The sequence below is a fragment of the Peribacillus sp. N1 genome, assembly GCF_054600815.1.
Genome location: NZ_BAAHZO010000001.1, coordinates 862059 through 877613, shown reverse-complemented (window position 1 = coordinate 877613; position 15555 = coordinate 862059). Strand labels below are relative to the sequence as shown.

Annotated in this window: 16 protein-coding genes and 1 pseudogene; 16 read left to right on the top strand and 1 reads right to left on the bottom strand. The window is 37.8% G+C overall.

Annotated elements, in window-relative coordinates; translation table 11 throughout:
* Positions 1-20: 20 nt before the first annotated feature.
* The 4 genes from ACYP5M_RS04145 (at position 21) to uvsE (ending at position 4407) form a co-directional block, all read left to right on the top strand.
* Entirely contained in the window at positions 21-1214 is a 1194-nt protein-coding gene (locus ACYP5M_RS04145; RefSeq protein ID WP_452444992.1) for a Ger(x)C family spore germination protein, read from the top strand.
* Between the two features lie 22 nt (positions 1215-1236).
* Complete coding sequence (locus ACYP5M_RS04140) at positions 1237-2340, top strand: GerAB/ArcD/ProY family transporter (protein ID WP_452444991.1); 1104 nt, start codon at positions 1237-1239, stop codon at positions 2338-2340.
* Between the two features lie 415 nt (positions 2341-2755).
* Positions 2756-3259 (top strand): PCYCGC motif-containing (lipo)protein, encoded by a 504-nt coding sequence (locus ACYP5M_RS04135; RefSeq protein ID WP_452444990.1) that lies wholly within the window; start codon positions 2756-2758, stop codon positions 3257-3259.
* A gap of 176 nt (positions 3260-3435) precedes the next feature.
* Entirely contained in the window at positions 3436-4407 is a 972-nt protein-coding gene (gene uvsE / locus ACYP5M_RS04130) for a UV DNA damage repair endonuclease UvsE (RefSeq protein ID WP_452444989.1), read from the top strand.
* A 252-nt stretch (positions 4408-4659) separates the two neighbouring features.
* Here uvsE and ACYP5M_RS04125 read toward each other — a convergent pair whose 3' ends face one another.
* Entirely contained in the window at positions 4660-5211 is a 552-nt protein-coding gene (locus ACYP5M_RS04125) for a helix-turn-helix domain-containing protein (RefSeq protein WP_434166983.1), read from the bottom strand.
* A gap of 310 nt (positions 5212-5521) precedes the next feature.
* Between ACYP5M_RS04125 and ACYP5M_RS04120 the strand changes: the two genes are divergently transcribed.
* From ACYP5M_RS04120 to ACYP5M_RS04065, 12 genes and pseudogenes are all read left to right on the top strand, one after another.
* Positions 5522-5650, top strand: coding sequence for a hypothetical protein (locus tag ACYP5M_RS04120; RefSeq protein ID WP_434166982.1), 129 nt, complete (start codon positions 5522-5524; stop codon positions 5648-5650).
* Between the two features lie 165 nt (positions 5651-5815).
* On the top strand, positions 5816-6247 hold the full coding sequence (locus ACYP5M_RS04115; protein ID WP_459734692.1) for a hotdog family protein: 432 nt from the start codon (positions 5816-5818) through the stop codon (positions 6245-6247).
* 5 nt (positions 6248-6252) lie between these two features.
* On the top strand, positions 6253-7563 hold the full coding sequence (locus tag ACYP5M_RS04110) for a sigma-54 interaction domain-containing protein (RefSeq protein ID WP_434166981.1): 1311 nt from the start codon (positions 6253-6255) through the stop codon (positions 7561-7563).
* 435 nt (positions 7564-7998) lie between these two features.
* On the top strand, positions 7999-9153 hold the full coding sequence (locus ACYP5M_RS04105) for an acyl-CoA dehydrogenase family protein (protein ID WP_434166980.1): 1155 nt from the start codon (positions 7999-8001) through the stop codon (positions 9151-9153).
* 209 nt (positions 9154-9362) lie between these two features.
* Positions 9363-10205 carry a 1,4-dihydroxy-2-naphthoyl-CoA synthase gene (gene menB / locus ACYP5M_RS04100; RefSeq protein WP_434166979.1) on the top strand — a complete coding sequence of 281 codons (843 nt, stop codon included), beginning with the start codon at positions 9363-9365 and terminating at the stop codon, positions 10203-10205.
* A 17-nt stretch (positions 10206-10222) separates the two neighbouring features.
* Positions 10223-11860: an AMP-binding protein gene (locus tag ACYP5M_RS04095; protein ID WP_434166978.1), complete on the top strand. Its 1638-nt coding sequence runs from the start codon at positions 10223-10225 to the stop codon at positions 11858-11860.
* Positions 11861-11912: 52 nt separating this feature from the next.
* Positions 11913-12659 (top strand): SDR family NAD(P)-dependent oxidoreductase, encoded by a 747-nt coding sequence (locus tag ACYP5M_RS04090; RefSeq protein ID WP_452444987.1) that lies wholly within the window; start codon positions 11913-11915, stop codon positions 12657-12659.
* A gap of 204 nt (positions 12660-12863) precedes the next feature.
* On the top strand, positions 12864-12992 hold the full coding sequence (locus ACYP5M_RS04085) for a hypothetical protein (RefSeq protein WP_452444986.1): 129 nt from the start codon (positions 12864-12866) through the stop codon (positions 12990-12992).
* Positions 12974-13112: pseudogene (locus ACYP5M_RS04080) on the top strand (3-hydroxyacyl-CoA dehydrogenase family protein); the annotation flags it as partial. The gene ACYP5M_RS04085 and the pseudogene ACYP5M_RS04080, both read left to right, overlap by 19 nt.
* Positions 13113-13206: 94 nt before the next feature.
* Entirely contained in the window at positions 13207-14355 is a 1149-nt protein-coding gene (locus ACYP5M_RS04075; protein WP_434166976.1) for an acyl-CoA dehydrogenase family protein, read from the top strand.
* A 14-nt stretch (positions 14356-14369) separates the two neighbouring features.
* Complete coding sequence (locus ACYP5M_RS04070) at positions 14370-15149, top strand: enoyl-CoA hydratase/isomerase family protein (protein WP_434166975.1); 780 nt, start codon at positions 14370-14372, stop codon at positions 15147-15149.
* A 62-nt stretch (positions 15150-15211) separates the two neighbouring features.
* Positions 15212-15454, top strand: coding sequence for an SDR family NAD(P)-dependent oxidoreductase (locus ACYP5M_RS04065; protein WP_434166974.1), 243 nt, complete (start codon positions 15212-15214; stop codon positions 15452-15454).
* Positions 15455-15555 lie beyond the last annotated feature (101 nt).

Here is a 15555-nt window from a genome sequence, read left to right as displayed (position 1 = left end):
GCTGAAACGGGGGACTAAAAATGAAAATTAATATTTCACTTTTATCGATCGCCGCCATTTGCTTATTGATTTCTGGTTGTTCAAATTATCGGGAATTGAACGAGCTTGGGGTCATTATAGCGATGGGAATAGACCATAACGATGATCCAGACAATCCATACAAGGTAACCTATCAAGTCATTAATCCAAGCGGGCTAGCACAAACCAGTACTTCCGGCGATAAAGGCCTTGCTGTCATCAACTATACGGTAACGGCTAAAACGCTCGTTGAGGCATTCGGAAAGGCTTCCGCCATTATTCCTAGAGAAAACAATATTTCACATCTATCGATGATCATTATAGGGGAAAAGTTAGCGCGAAATGGACTTGATTTATTATTTGATACTGTAGATAGAGGTAAAAATCAAAGGGTAAGTGTCCCGATTTATATTGCCCGCGGGAAAACTGCCGAGTATATGCTTGGTGTAATAGAACCACTTGAAAACACGCCAGGTAAAAATATTATTAGTACGACTAAAAGTGAGCAAAACGATTATGGAACCACTAATGACGCGTTACTATATGAAGTCATTTCAGCACTTATGAGTGAAGGGAAGGATGTATCACTGCCAGGAATCAGTATAAGGAATGATTCAAAAAAGGCAAAGGAAATAAGTAATTTTGAGACGACAGCACCAGCTTATGTAGAGGCAAAAGGATTGGCTCTATTTAGAAAAGGGAAAATGGTTAAATGGCTTGATGGTGAATCGGCCCGAGGTGTCCAGTTTGTCACATCGGAACTGAAAAGAACAGAAGTTGTGATGCCTTGCAGTGAGAAGGGAAGTGCCACGATTACGGTAATCAGAGCAAAAAGCAAAATGAAAACCAAAATTAAAAATGAAAAACCAGTCATTCAAAGTAATTTGAATGTAATGGGAGAAATGATGCAAACATCATGTGAACTCGATTTGAGCGATCCGAAATTGTTAATAGAGTTCGAAAAAAAAGTGGAAAATGATTTAAAAAAACAAATTAAAAAAACGATTAGCATCACTCAAAAAGAAAGGTCGGACATTTTCGGTTTTGGGGATGCATTATCTCGAACAAATCCGGATTATTGGCGTAAGCATAAAAATAATTGGGATGACCTATTTTCAGAAGCGGAAATATCGATGAAAGTTAACGTTGACATTATTAATTCTGGAATGCGAATGGAACCTTATAAGCCGAAATAAATGTATGAGGAGGTGAGGAGAATTGCCTAAAATAAAAATTGATGGATTTCAGTTATTTTGCATGATGGTCATTTTTATGTTTGGCAGTAATTTACTGCTTGATATAGGAAAGGGGGCCAAGCAGGACGTCTGGATTGTGAATCTCTTATCAACCCTTTTTGGGTGTTTACTGTATTTCGTGTATTTTTCATTATTTAATAAATACCCTGACTTACCGATGACCGGCTATGTCCGGAAAATTTGGGGTAAATATATCGGCGGTGTATTCAGTTTTTGCTATATAATCTATTTTATTTATCTGGCTTCAAGAGTGTTAAGAGATTTTGAAGAAATATTAATTAGCTCAACTTATAGGCGTACTTCCATTATAACGCTGGGGATATGCATGATACTTGTTTTAATTTATGGAGTTCATCTAGGAGTGGAAGCATTTGCACGCGTTGCATGCTTATGCTTTGGCATTATTATCATAAGCCTTTTGATTCTGAACATTATGTTTGTATTGGGAGGATATACAAAATTGGAAAACCTTCAGCCTGTATTAGGCAACGGTTGGGGAATGGTATGGAAAGAGTTGATTCCTACTGGTATCACTGTACCTTTTGGAGAATTGATTACGTTTACGATGATCCTTCCGTATTTGAATAATAAGGGTTCTGCTGTTAAAGTTGGTCTCTGGGCGATAATTCTAGGTGGAGTTTCTTTAACCATTAATTCGATCGTTCTTTTGTCCGTATTAGGTCCAGAGGCGGTATTAAGGTCTAATTTCCCGGCTCTTACAGCTGTCAGTTATATTAATATCGCTGATTTTATTGAAAGACTGGATTCGTTCATTCTAGTTTTAATGATCATTTTAGGCTTCATTAAGATATCGATCTTTTTCTTTTGTGCCATTATTGGCTCAGCGGACTTATTTCAAATGAAACCTTCCCCTGCATTCATTTATCTGGTTGGCGGTACTATTTTCTTCTCTTCGCTAATGATTGCCCCTAGCTATCAGGCTCATATAGATGAAGGGTTAAAAGTCGTCCCCTACCTTTTGCACCTACCATTGCTCATCGGGATTCCCATTTTATTATTGTTTACTGCATATATTAAACAAAAATTCAAACCAGCAGTTTCATGAAGAGGGAGGCTGCCGGTTTTTTTTGTTTGAGAATACGATCAAACAAAGAAAGATTATTGTTAATGAAATTAGCAGAAAGTAATCTTCACCACGAGCCACTATCAAATATTGTTTGATGCTATAGAAAGAGTGCAATATATTCAAGCCCTGCAGGTTGTCGAGGAGTATAATAAGTAAATACGTGCCTAACAAAATTAACAATGATGGTAGCATCCTCACAACAATATCACCTCATTCTTTTTTCTTAAAGTGTGGTTAATGCTCTATAAATATGCACGAAGTCGTACCAAACATACATTTAGTATATGTCATGAAAACTTGTCATTTTAAATCCTTATAATTAAGGAAACTTATGCTTGTAGAAAAACCTTGCGTGCCATAAAATGGGAGTATAAAAAGATCAAGGAGTGTATAAATGAAGCTAAAATTAATGACCGTCACTTTGGGAATCTGTTCTTCAATAATACTTTCAGGCTGTTCAAGTGAAGAGGAAAGTGTTGTACAAAAAGAAAGCAGTCATGAAGGACATTCAGAGCATTCGGTATCCGGAGATCTTCAGGAGGAGACCAGCAGTAAGGAAATAGCACCGGATTTCTTAACTGAAAAACCAGAGGAAATGAAGACAATCTATTTAGCTGTTGCACAAAATAAAGATTTACTAGAAAAAATACCTTGTTACTGCGGTTGCGGAGAGTCAGCTAACCATAAAAATAATTACGATTGTTTTATCCATGAGAATAAAAAAAATGGTGAAGTGGTTTGGGATGACCACGGGACAAGATGCGGAGTTTGCTTAGAAATTGCTGCGCAATCCATATTGGACTTGAATGACGGCATGAGCGTCAAAGAGATCCGGAATAAAGTCGATGAAAAATATAAAAGCGGATATGCCAAACCAACTCCTACCCCTGAAGTGTAAGTAAAAAAAATTCATGAAATTCTAGCTAAAAAATAATAATTTAGAAAAATGGTTTTTTCCCGGTATTCATTCGGAAAAGGCCATTTTTTTGTAGTCATGGAATCTTTCACATATATAATATTGGTCAAAAAGGGGAATACTTCCATTAAACATTCAACGGGAAAGGAGCTATCACTTTGACATTAATTCGCCTTGGTTATGTAGCCATGAGTAATCATGTGCCAAACTGTTCACCATCCCAAACGATGACTTTTGCGCAGTTTTCTAAAATTAAGGACAAAGATGCAGCGATAAGGAAGCTTGAACGCATTTCAATATCCAATCTTCATAATTGCTGGCGTTTACTGATTCATAACGAAGCTAATGATATTCAGTTCTTTAGGCTTTCTTCAAAACTTATCCCTTTAGCCAACCATCCAGAAATTCCAGAATGGGATTACATAGATCCTATTTCAGAAGAACTGGCTAAATTAAAAACATTCATAAAGAATCACCCAAAAATGAGAATAGATTTTCACCCAGATCATTTTGTCATCTTGAATAGCTCAAATATCGATATACTGAAGACATCCTTAAAAACATTAAGGATGCACTTTACTTTATTAAAAAAAATAGGAGTGGATCCCGAGCACCGCTGTGTTTTGCATGTTGGCGGCGGTTATGGCGAGCATGTACAGGCATTAGAGCAGTTTATCCATAATTGGGGTTTGATTCCGGAATCGATTCAAAGAATGGTCATTCTTGAGAATGATGATACTACCTATACGTTGTCGGAAACACTTTATTTATGTGAAAAATTAGGCATTCCAATGGTGTTTGATTATCACCATCACCTCGCACATCAGTTACCAAATGAAGATTGGAAAGATCATTGGGACCGAATATTGAATACCTGGAGTAATTCCAAGCTACCTCCTAAAATGCATATTTCAAGTCCAAGGTCCGATAAAGAATTTCGAGCACATGCTGATTTTGTGGATACTGGAATGTTCATGGAATTTTTGCAACAAATAAAGGGAAGCTTACCACAGCTGGATTGCATGATTGAAGCAAAACAGAAGGATGGAGCTCTTTTCCAGTTGATGGATGAGCTGAAAAGTCACAAAGACATAGAGATCATTGATGATGCCAGTTTTTATATACATTGATTCGCTGTATAATAAAAAATTGATAAAGAGAGTTGGATTAGATTCTTTATCAATGAAATTAGTTTACATAACATTATTATTGTTGAGTTAATAGGGTGATTTTTCAAAGGAAGTGGGAGTAAGGGTTAGGCGATCTTGCATTAATAATTTCTCGTAAAAACTAAATACTATTGTATTCCTATTCACAATATGTTTACACCCACAATCCTCAAAATTTATTTCAATGTACATATAAGTTACTCTATTTTTTATTCAGTGGATGGTATAAAAGACTACCTGATTACATTCACACACTTCATCACCTAGATTTTGATATACCTGATTAGTATCAGGAGAGAAAGAGATGGCATCTCCTTTCTGTAAGGTGCAACTTTCCCCGCCTATTTCTATGGTTAAAGTGCCAGAATGTACTGTTATTGATTTTAGTCCTTCTATAGGAGAGGACAAATGTGTACAACCTGGTAGCAGGCGAATACGATATGTTTCAAACGGCACTCCTGGTGAGGCAAATGTATTATGCGCTTCAAAAAGATCGTTATATTCTTGAAACTTTGGTTGTTCCCCTTCTCGAAGAATTTTAATCGAAGGATTTCTTACAAGAAATGAACCGAATGGAATTTGTAGTCCAGCAGCTATTTTCCACAGTATAGCCACAGTTGGATTTGAGCTGCCCCGTTCAATTTGCCCTAGCATAGGTTTACTAACACCAGTCAGTCCAGCAAGGTCGTCCAAGGATAATTGACGTTGTTGGCGATAAAAACGTAATCGTTGACCAATTTGAATTGATAAAGTTTTTTTTTCCATATATATAGCCCTCCGCGTCTTGATAGGTATTGTTTGTATGTTATATGATATATTAAAGATGTTATAAAATACAAAATGAAAGGTCATTCAATATTAGCTTTATATAGCTTAGCATAAGCACCACCACTATTATAAGATAATCTATTTTAACTGTGATTGGTTACGAAACGAAGTAATGAAGTCGGTTATTAATTATCGCAAAATTCAATCAATAATTTGTGCTTATGTTGTCATTTCGGTGACAGCAAATCACCATGATTCATGGCCTTTTGTGTAAGTTTACATTAGTTAAAATAGAGGAGACCAAATAATGAACACATATTTAATTGCAGGCAAGCAAGGTATGATAGCTAAAAATGTATGCGCTCCCATAATAATTACATTTGAACTAGACTTTAAGTACGGAATCATTATAGTTCGTGGTAAAGCAGGCCGTTAATATAAGTGCCCTGAAAGATGCATTGGACAGTTCGATATAAAATGAAATCGAATAGATCTTTGCCGAAGACACCCGGTATGTCTTTTCTGCATGGGAGTGTATTCTAGCATTTATCCCTTTAATATAAAAAAATTCGGGATATATGAACGAGGGAGGGTATGAACCGTGAGTTATACAATTACGGAGTTGTTTACAGGACAAATTGCGCGTTTGCAGCGAACATTTACTGAACAGGACGTAAGATTTTGCAAGGAATTAAATAGAGACTATAGCCCAGTATACGGACTGAATGAAGATATATGGAAAAGTTACTATAGTCAACCAATTGTGCCGGGCTTGTTGACAGAAGGGTTAATTACTCAAGTCATTAGTGAAAAACTCCCTGGAAGTGCCTGTATTTTGCTACAAAAGGAATTGGTTTTTTATCATCCCGTGTATGTAGGAGACGTTATTACTGTGGAGTTGGAGATTATTGATTTAAATTTGAAGAGGAACTGGGTTACCCAAAAGGTTACCTGTTACAATCAGGCTGGTAATGAAGTAATCAAAGGACAAGTTGTCATTTTTGTTTTATCCAATGAGAAAATGGATAGGTGATCAAAATGAAGAAACTTAATCTGATAGACCAAACCGAAGACTGGGGCTTTATTGAAGTTGATGAGGGCGGATTATTGATCGATATTAGTTCGGATTTTTGTGAAAATTTTCTGATTGATAAAAAAGATTGGTTAGGAGCTTATGCAAAGGAAGTTATCCAAGGAACCCATTACCGTAAGCATGCGAAGGTATTATTTGGAGTCGTTTTTGGCTATTCATGTTTAATTAGAGTAATGAAAATGAAAGAACATAAGATTTATCGGGTGATTGTCCGTCAAGAAGATGTTGATCATTATGAAATGGCTTCGTTTATGAATTCTCTGGATATCTCAAAAAGGAAGAAAAAGTCAACAGGTCAGAATCGATATAGTTTTGAAGAGATTATCGGTGAAGGTTCGGCGATTGAGGAGATTAAAGAGTTGGCAGCCCGTATCGCAACAAGTAATTCTACTGTTTTATTGACGGGAGAAAGCGGAACAGGGAAGGAATTGTTTGCTCAAGCGATACACGGATTAAGCACGAGAAAAAATAATCCTTTTGTGGCGGTGAATTGTGCTGCTATCCCGGATGAATTATTTGAATCGGAAGTTTTTGGATATGAGCCAGGAGCGTTCAGTGGTGCGAAAAAGGAAGGCAAACCAGGGAAAATCGAGATGGCCCAGCATGGTACTCTTTTTCTGGATGAAATATCAGAACTCCCATACCAAGCCCAAGGAAAACTTCTTCGTGTATTACAGGAAAGAGAAGTGGAACGACTCGGTGGAACAGGGAGTAAAAATGTCGATATTCGGATTATCGCTGCAACGAACCGGGATTTGAGAACGCTTGTTCAGGAAGGGGAGTTCAGGCAAGATTTATTTTATCGATTATACGTCTTTGATTTGAAAATTCCTTCACTTCAGCAAAGAAAAGAGGATATTATTCCATTAGCCCACTTTTTCATCGAATATTTTAATGAGAAATTTGGTGTTCACGTAAAATTCATCGATTCTAAGCTACAAGAGAGGTTATTAAGTTATGAGTGGCCTGGTAATGTACGTGAATTAAAAGCCTATATTGAACGCGGAATGAATTTGGTCTTGGGAGATACTCTCACGATAGACGATTTACACATTTCACCTAATGTGTCTTCAGATGTAATAAAAAGAACGCCGACTCCCATTCAAAGTTTAGAAGAGGAAGTAAAGTGCACGGAAATCAACGCAATTCAACGTGCATTACAAGAAGCGAATGGTGACCGAACTTTGGCTGCACAAAAACTAAAAATACATCTTGCTAGCCTTTACCGTAAAATTGCAAAGTACAATCTAAAATAATACGTTTAAGAGGATGCAAACGGTATAAAAAACACATGCGTTATTCATTCTCCTGAAAGGACCTGGTATGAAATCCAGTAAAATCAAAGGATTTCGTAACGGTTCTTTTCATTTTTTTGTGATCGATTTGAGTCTTATGGGACAGTCTTTTTGTATTTGTGGTTGTAGTTATAACCATAAATAGTTTGCTTTTACAATCTGTAAATGTCTGAATGTTCTAAATTACTAAGGGTGGAGGGATATGAAAACCTAATAATGATAGAAGTGTCACGTTACCTTCTATATTGTGCTTGTTGATATCTTTTCGCAAATGTACTTCGCAAATTTGCGAACGATATCACTTTTGCGAATTCGAACGAGGAAGGAATGCTATTTTTCCAGGGAAACAAGTTGGCATGAAACTTGCAATAATAGTAAGAGAAGGGAGGAATTACATTGTTAAACTTTTCATTTACAGAAGAACAGGATTATTTTCGAAAGATGCTAAAAGAATTTGCAAAGGAGGAGCTGCTTCCTAATTATACAAAGTGGGACAGAGAGGGGATTACGCCAAGGCATTTATGGAAGAAGCTTGGTGAGTTAGGTGTCAATGGTCTTCGAATTCCGGAAGAGTATGGTGGAACCGGTGCAGATTGCGTGACAACTGGAATAGCTGCCGAAGAAATTGGAAGAGGTGATTTCAACCTTACTTATGCTGTTATGTTGAATGGATTAATTGGAGAAATTATCAATAATCATGCACGTGAAGAGCTTAAGCAAGAATGGCTTCCAAAAATTGCGAGTGGTGAAAAAATTGTCGGTATTGCTATAACTGAACCATCGGCAGGTACTGATGCTGGAGGAATAAAGACAACAGCAGTACATAAAGACGGCGTGTATGTTCTGAATGGAGAAAAATCTGGAATTAGCGTTGCGACTGTTGGTGATGCATTTCTTACCTTTGCAAAAACAAATCCTGAACTAGGGAACAGAGGAATTAGTGCATTTATCATTCCAGCAGATCTTCCCGGTGTTGAATGTAAAGCTTATGAGGATATGGGAAATATTCCAATAGGCAGGGGATCTGTTTATTTAAATGAAGTTAAAGTACCCGAAGAAAACTTAATCGGCATGGAAAATAAAGGTTTCTCTCAAGTGATGAATGGATTTGATTTAAGTCGGTTGTTAATCGGATTGCAATGTGTGGGTGCTGCAAGCCAAAGTTTAGACGAGACGATCGAACACGTGAAAATGAGACATTCTTTTGGCAAACCTTTAGCAACCTACCAAGGGGTATCATTTCCAATCGTTACGCACTTTACACAATTAGAACTAATAAAGTGGCAGGCATATAGGGGTCTCTGGCTTCGTGATCAAGGGTTAAATCACTCAAAGGAATCAGCATCTGTCAAATGGTTAGGACCAAAATATAGTGCGGATGCAATTCATGAATGTTTATTGTTAAATGGACATTATGCTTATACGAAAGAGATGCCGCATGAGCAACGGTTGCGTGATGTAATTGGCCTAGAAATTGGTGATGGAACAGCACAAGCTAATCAAATGGTCATTGCAAAAGATATCATTGGAAAAGAATTTCGTTCCTATTAATCTAGGGCCGCTTATTTGATAAAAACAATAGATTGCAATTCTATCTTCCAAAGACTAAAAAGGGAATTTACAAGGGCTGAAGTAAAAAATGGAGTTTATTGTAAAAAAGATTGGATCATGGAAAAGGTTCGCTGTATAAATGAACAGGGTGATGAGGTCATTAAAGGAAAAATTATTCTTAAACTACTTTAATAATGGAGGGATTCAAAATGAAACAAACAGATACTCTATCTGAAAAAACAGATGGAATTGGCAAATTGACAGATATTATCTACAAAAAAAGCAATGGAATTGCAAAGATTACAATCAATAGACCGAACGTTTATAATGCCTTTCGGGCAAGAACGATTAAAGAGTTAATTTGGTCGTTCCGTGATGCATGGGACGATAACCGAATTGGTGTGGTTGTCTTAACTGGAGCAGGAGAAAAGGCATTTTGTGTCGGTGGGGATCAAAAAGAAAAAGGAGATGAAGGTGGATACGATTATTCTGGAGGTTTAGGCGGTGGAATGGGCTTAGAAATTGAAACATTACATCAAACGATTCGCAATATACCGAAGCCGGTTATTGCTGCTGTTAATGGATTTGCGATTGGCGGTGGACATGTCTTGCATGTGATTTGCGATTTGACTATTGCTTCAGAATCAGCAAAGTTTGGACAAAGCGGACCGAAAGTAGGCAGCTATGATGCTGGATTTGGTTCTGCCTATTTAGCAAGGGTTGTTGGGGAAAAGAAAGCAAGGGAGATCTGGTATTTATGTGAACAATATACGGCACATGAAGCAAAAGAAATGGGTCTAGTCAATAAAATCGTTCCTGCTGAACAATTGCAGCAAGCAGCAGAAGAATGGGCTGGAAAAATTCTCGAAAAAAGTCCGACAGCACTTAAAATGCTTAAATACTCATTTAATGCGGATAGTGCCAACATCCAAGGGATTTCACAGTTATCGATGGGTAGTTTAGCGATGTTTTATAACACAGCAGAATCAGAAGAAGGAAAAAATGCTTTTCTTGAAAAAAGACCAGTAGATTTTAAAAAGTTCCGAAGATAAAGAGGGGGCTAGATGCTGTGAAATTGGAAACGATTTTGAGTCAGGAGTATATCGAAAAATATCAATCTATTTGGCCAAATAGAACGATTATCGATTATTTAAATGATGCAATAGCAAAAGATCCAGAGAAAATGGCCATAATTGATAAAAAGAGCCGCTATACGTATAGGGAGCTTGGTAAACTTGTGGATCGGGTGGCATTAGGCTTGCTTGAAATTGGTATAGAAAAAAGAGATGTCATCTCGTTCCAACTGCCTAATTGGAGCGAGTTCATTATTCTGCATTATGCGGTAACAAAAATTGGTGCCATTAGCAACCCTCTCATTCCGATTTACCGTGACCGGGAAATTGGCTACACGGTCGGCATGGCAGAGTCGAAAATGATTGTTGTTCCAGGTGAATTTCGTGGGTTTGATTACCCGGCGATGATTGAAAGGTTAAAACATCAGTGGCCAAGTATGCAACATGTTTATGTGGTTGGGGATAACGTACCAAAAGAAATGAAACCGTTTTCTGAATTGATTGATCAACCGTGGGAAGAGAGAAAAGATCCTGCTATTCTAGACAAAATCACCCATGATCCGAATGACGTGACGGAAATAATCTTTACGTCTGGAACGACTGGAAATCCAAAGGGAGTGATGCATACACATAATACACTCTGTGTTTCCACGAATTATTGGATTGATCGCTTACGCTTAACATCTGATGATATCATGTTCATGGCGTCGACATTTGCCCATCAAACTGGATTCGGTTATGGCGTGAGGTTGCCGACACATATTGGTGGAACAGGGGTTTACCAAGATATTTGGAATCCAAGTGAATTTCTTAATTTGATAGAAAAGGAGAATATTACATTTACAGCTGGTGCGACACCATTCCTGCAAGATACAGTTCAACTTAAGAATCTTGATCAATACAAGATTGATTCACTTCGTATCTTTGTTGCATTAGGAGCACCGATACCACGAAATTTGGTAAAAGAGGCGACCGAAAAAACCTCCATTAAAATTTTGTCTGGCTGGGGACAAACCGAAGATGGCTTGGTCACTTTGACAAGAATTGAAGATCCAGAAGAAAAGCTGATTGAAACGGATGGTATTCCTTTTCCAGGTATGGAGTTAAAAGTAGTTGATAGAAAAGGGGAAATTTGTGAACCACATAAAGAAGGCGATTTGCTTGCAAGAGGTCCTTCCTTGTTTGTTGGCTACTTAAAACGATTACAGGAAACCCTTTCGGAATATCATGAGGGCTGGTTTATGACAGGTGACCGCGCAGCGATGGATGAAGATGGTTATATCCGAATTTGTGGACGGAGTAAAGATATCATCATCCGTGGTGGGGAAAATATTCCGGTCATGTATATCGAAAATGTCCTGTATGAGCATCCAGATATATCTGATGCCCAAATTGTTGCCGTTCCAGATCCGCGTCTTCAAGAAAAAGCATGTGCATGCATTACCATGAAACCAGGGAAAACGCAATTGACAATGGAAACCATGAAGGAATTCCTTTCAGAAAAAGGGATCGCAAAACAATATTGGCCAGAACATCTCGAAATTTTCGAGGATTTCCCTCGTACAATGAGTGGGAAAATTCAGAAATTCCATCTCCGGAAAATGATGGACGAGAAGTTAAAAGAAAAGATCTAAGCAAGATATCGACAGAAATGAATCAAAATTGAATAAGTCGGGAGGAAAAATGATGAGGCAACGAGTAGCATTTATTACCGGTGCAGGTAGAGGGATTGGAAAAGAGATCGCGATAACATTAGCTTCAAAGTCCAATAAAATAATCGTTACAGACATCAATATTGAAAATGCTCGAGAAACGGTTTCTATTTTAGAAAGCGAAGGGGCGGAAGCACTTGCTGTCTATTGCGACGTCACGAAGTTAGAAAGCGTACAAGAAGCAGTCAAAGCATCTATTGATTGTTTTGGACGAATTGATATTTTGGTAAATAACGCAGGATGGGATAAGATTGAACCTTTCTTAAAAAGCGAACCAAGCACATGGAAAACAATTATTGACATTAATTTGATGGGTCAAATTCATACATGTAAAGAAATATTGCCGATCATGATTGAGAATGGTTATGGGAAAGTCGTAAATATCGCTTCAGATTCAGGACGAGTCGGTTCAAGTGGTGAAGGAGTATATTCAGCCGCAAAAGGCGGGGTGATTGCTTTAACAAAAACATTAGCTAGAGAAATGGCGAGACATAAATTAAATGTCAATTGTATTTCACCAGGCCCAAGTAATACACCATTGATTCAGGAAATTGGCTCGTATAATGAGGGCATTGTTTCAGCGTTAGAAAAAGCCATACCATTCAGGCGATTGGCAGAACCAAGTGATCTAGCAAATGCGGTAGCGTTTTTCACTTCAGAGGAAGCAGATTATATTACAGGACAAACGCTCTCCGTTAATGGTGGATTAGCGATGTGTTAATCGCTTTCTAGAGGTATAGATCTTTTTTACAATTAACATTTCAAAAATGCCTTGTATCAATATCAATAGAAAGCCTCAACAGGCAAATAACACGAATGAATTTTCAATACTATTTTTGCTTATTGGGGCTAAACCAGGATAAAAGTTTTATCATATGGAGGAAGATCATGAATCCGGTATATTCAGTCAGAGCCCGATTGGAAAATGGGTGGTACTTTAACGGATGTGCCAGTAGACTACCTAGCAGCAAAGGTTATTCAAGCGGTAGTTGATCGATCATATATCAAGAAGTACGAGATTAATGAAGTGATTTTGCTGAAGACATCGATATAGCGATTAAACTTGGATTAAATCATCCTATAGGTCCCCTGGAAATGGCTGATCTTGTTTGATTTAGACAGCCGTCTCCGAAATATGGAGTATCTTTATCACAGTTTAGGGGATAGGTATCGACTATAAGCATTAGCTTGTTAAATACATGAAAGCAGCGTTTGGTCAGGAAGTCAGGGAAGGGATTTTAGCCATATAATCGAGAGGACGTGAAGGTATGAATTTCGAACTAACAGAGGATGTAAAATTATTAAAACAAGGAATTCGGAACTTTATTGATAATGAAGTAGATCCGCAGGCGATGTTAATTGAAGAAAGTAATGAAATTCCAGGAAGTATTATGGAAAAGTCAAAGCAAATGGGTTTATTTGGACTTCATATTCCAGAAGAATATGGCGGGCTGGGACTCGATATGGTAGGGAAGTGTGCTGCACTTGAAGAATTGGGAAGAACACATAATGGATATACAACAGTCATTGGTGGGCATACCGGCATTGGGGGTGTTGGCATTGTTGATATGGGAAATGATGAACAAAGACGCAAATATTTACCCGACATGGCAACCGGAGATAGAATTGGTGCATTTGCCTTAACAGAACCAAGTGCAGGCTCACATGCTACTAATCTGAAAACAACGGCCGTAAAAAAAGGGGATAAATATATTCTGAATGGAAGTAAGCATTATATTACTAACGCACCGATTGCCGATATTTTTACCGTAATGGCGGTGACCGACCCTTCTAAAGGCTCAAAAGGCATCACTTCTTTTATAATTGAAAAGGATTTCCCAGGGTTTCAAATTGGAAGCATTGAAAAAAAAATGGGCCTTCACGGGTCACATTCATCGGAAATATTCTTAGAAGATTGTGAAGTTCCGGCTGAAAATGTTTTGGGCGAAGAGGGACAAGGCTATGTAAACGCATTAAAGATTCTGGCAAATGGACGTGCAGGAATGGCTGCGCGAAATTTAGGATCAAGTGATAAATTACTCGAAATGTCGTTAGATTTTTCTCATATGAGAATCCAGTTTGGAAAGCCGATTTTCGAGCAACAAATTATTCAACATTATTTGGCAGATATGGCAATGGAAATAGAAGCATTGCGGTCTATGACCTACAGAATAGCATGGATGGTGGATCAAAATATGAAAGTGATTAAAGAAGCAGCCATGGTTAAATTATTAGGTTCTGAAACGTATAATCGGGTTGCAGATAAAGCTGTACAAATTCATGGGGGAATTGGTTATATATCAGAATACCCAATTGAAAGATTTTACCGTGATGCCCGAATTACAAGAATTTACGAAGGAACGTCTGAGATTCAGAAGAATATTATTGCTGCTCAGTTGCATCGCAAATATCAATAAAGGGGGAGTTATAAGTGAACTATCAAAATATTGTGCTTGAAAGAGTTGACCGGATAGGTTTTATCACCATTAACCGTCCTGAAGTGCGAAATGCGTTAAATGATTTAACTGTATCCGAAATCCTGTCAGCATTTGAAGAATTAGAAAATGATCAAGTTATTGGCGTAATTGTATTTACAGGTGCAGGGGAGAAGTCATTTGCCGCAGGAGCGGATATTAATCAGGTAACAAACAGGAACTCTCTTGATGCATTTGCTGCTAAAAATATGTCTGATGTGTATCGCTGTATAGAAAAAAGTAAGAAAGCAACTATTGCAGCCATTAATGGATTTGCACTTGGAGGTGGGTGTGAGCTGGCCATGTCGTGTGATATACGAATGGCTTCTGAAAATGCTAAAATCGGCCTCCCTGAATTAAATTTGTCGGTTATTCCCGGCGCTGGTGGAACGCAGCGATTAGCGCGAATCATCGGTAAAGGCAGAGCCATGAATATGATATTAAGTGGGGATCTCATGACAGCGAAAGAGGCGATAGAGATCGGTTTAGTGTCATCTGTAGTTCCTTTAGAGAATTTACGGGCTGCTGTACAAGAAAAGGCTGAAAAAATATTAGCTAAAGGACCATTATCCGTACAAATGGCAAAGCTAGTAGTCAATCGTGGATTTGATGTTGATATTGATACGGGATTGCTGATTGAAAGCTTGGCACAAGCTGTTTTATATGGAACGAGTGACAAGAGGGAAGGAACACAGGCTTTTCTCGAAAAAAGAGAAGCATCGTTTACAGGAAGTTAATAATTTAATCAAATTGCATGATAATTATTCTGAATTTTCTGTATTTACATGGAGGTAACTAGATGAATATCGGTTTCAAAGGAAAAAACATCCTAATTACAGGTGCCGCAAAAGGAATCGGAAGAGGAATAGCATTAGCTGCTGCTGCTGAAGGAGCAAATATTGGATTGCACTATCGTGAATCTGAAGCGGCGGCATTACAAGTTGCTAAGGAAATTAGTGATTATGGTGTGAAAGTGGCCCTTATGATGAAAGAAACACTTGATCACGATCTTGTGCCAATGCTAACAAAAAAGCATGATTGATGCGGAATTCTAGAGTTTAAATGGGAGGAATCTACTTTTACGTTCTCCCATTTAGTTAAAAGTTTTCAAAATAGTTGAAAATAATATTATCGATATTTTTG

Excerpts from the sequence above, each read along its gene's own strand:
- ACYP5M_RS04145 (WP_452444992.1), top strand. The coding sequence starts at position 21 with ATGAAAATTAATATTTCACTTTTATCGATCGCCGCCATTTGCTTATTG.
- ACYP5M_RS04135 (WP_452444990.1), top strand. The coding sequence starts at position 2,756 with ATGAAGCTAAAATTAATGACCGTCACTTTGGGAATCTGTTCTTCAATA.
- ACYP5M_RS04125 (WP_434166983.1), bottom strand. The coding sequence starts at position 5,211 with ATGGAAAAAAAAACTTTATCAATTCAAATTGGTCAACGATTACGTTTT.
- ACYP5M_RS04120 (WP_434166982.1), top strand. The coding sequence starts at position 5,522 with ATGAACACATATTTAATTGCAGGCAAGCAAGGTATGATAGCTAAAAAT.
- ACYP5M_RS04110 (WP_434166981.1), top strand. The coding sequence starts at position 6,253 with ATGAAGAAACTTAATCTGATAGACCAAACCGAAGACTGGGGCTTTATT.
- menB (WP_434166979.1), top strand. The coding sequence starts at position 9,363 with ATGAAACAAACAGATACTCTATCTGAAAAAACAGATGGAATTGGCAAA.
- ACYP5M_RS04090 (WP_452444987.1), top strand. The coding sequence starts at position 11,913 with ATGAGGCAACGAGTAGCATTTATTACCGGTGCAGGTAGAGGGATTGGA.
- ACYP5M_RS04085 (WP_452444986.1), top strand. The coding sequence starts at position 12,864 with ATGGGTGGTACTTTAACGGATGTGCCAGTAGACTACCTAGCAGCAAAG.
- ACYP5M_RS04075 (WP_434166976.1), top strand. The coding sequence starts at position 13,207 with ATGAATTTCGAACTAACAGAGGATGTAAAATTATTAAAACAAGGAATT.
- ACYP5M_RS04065 (WP_434166974.1), top strand. The coding sequence starts at position 15,212 with ATGAATATCGGTTTCAAAGGAAAAAACATCCTAATTACAGGTGCCGCA.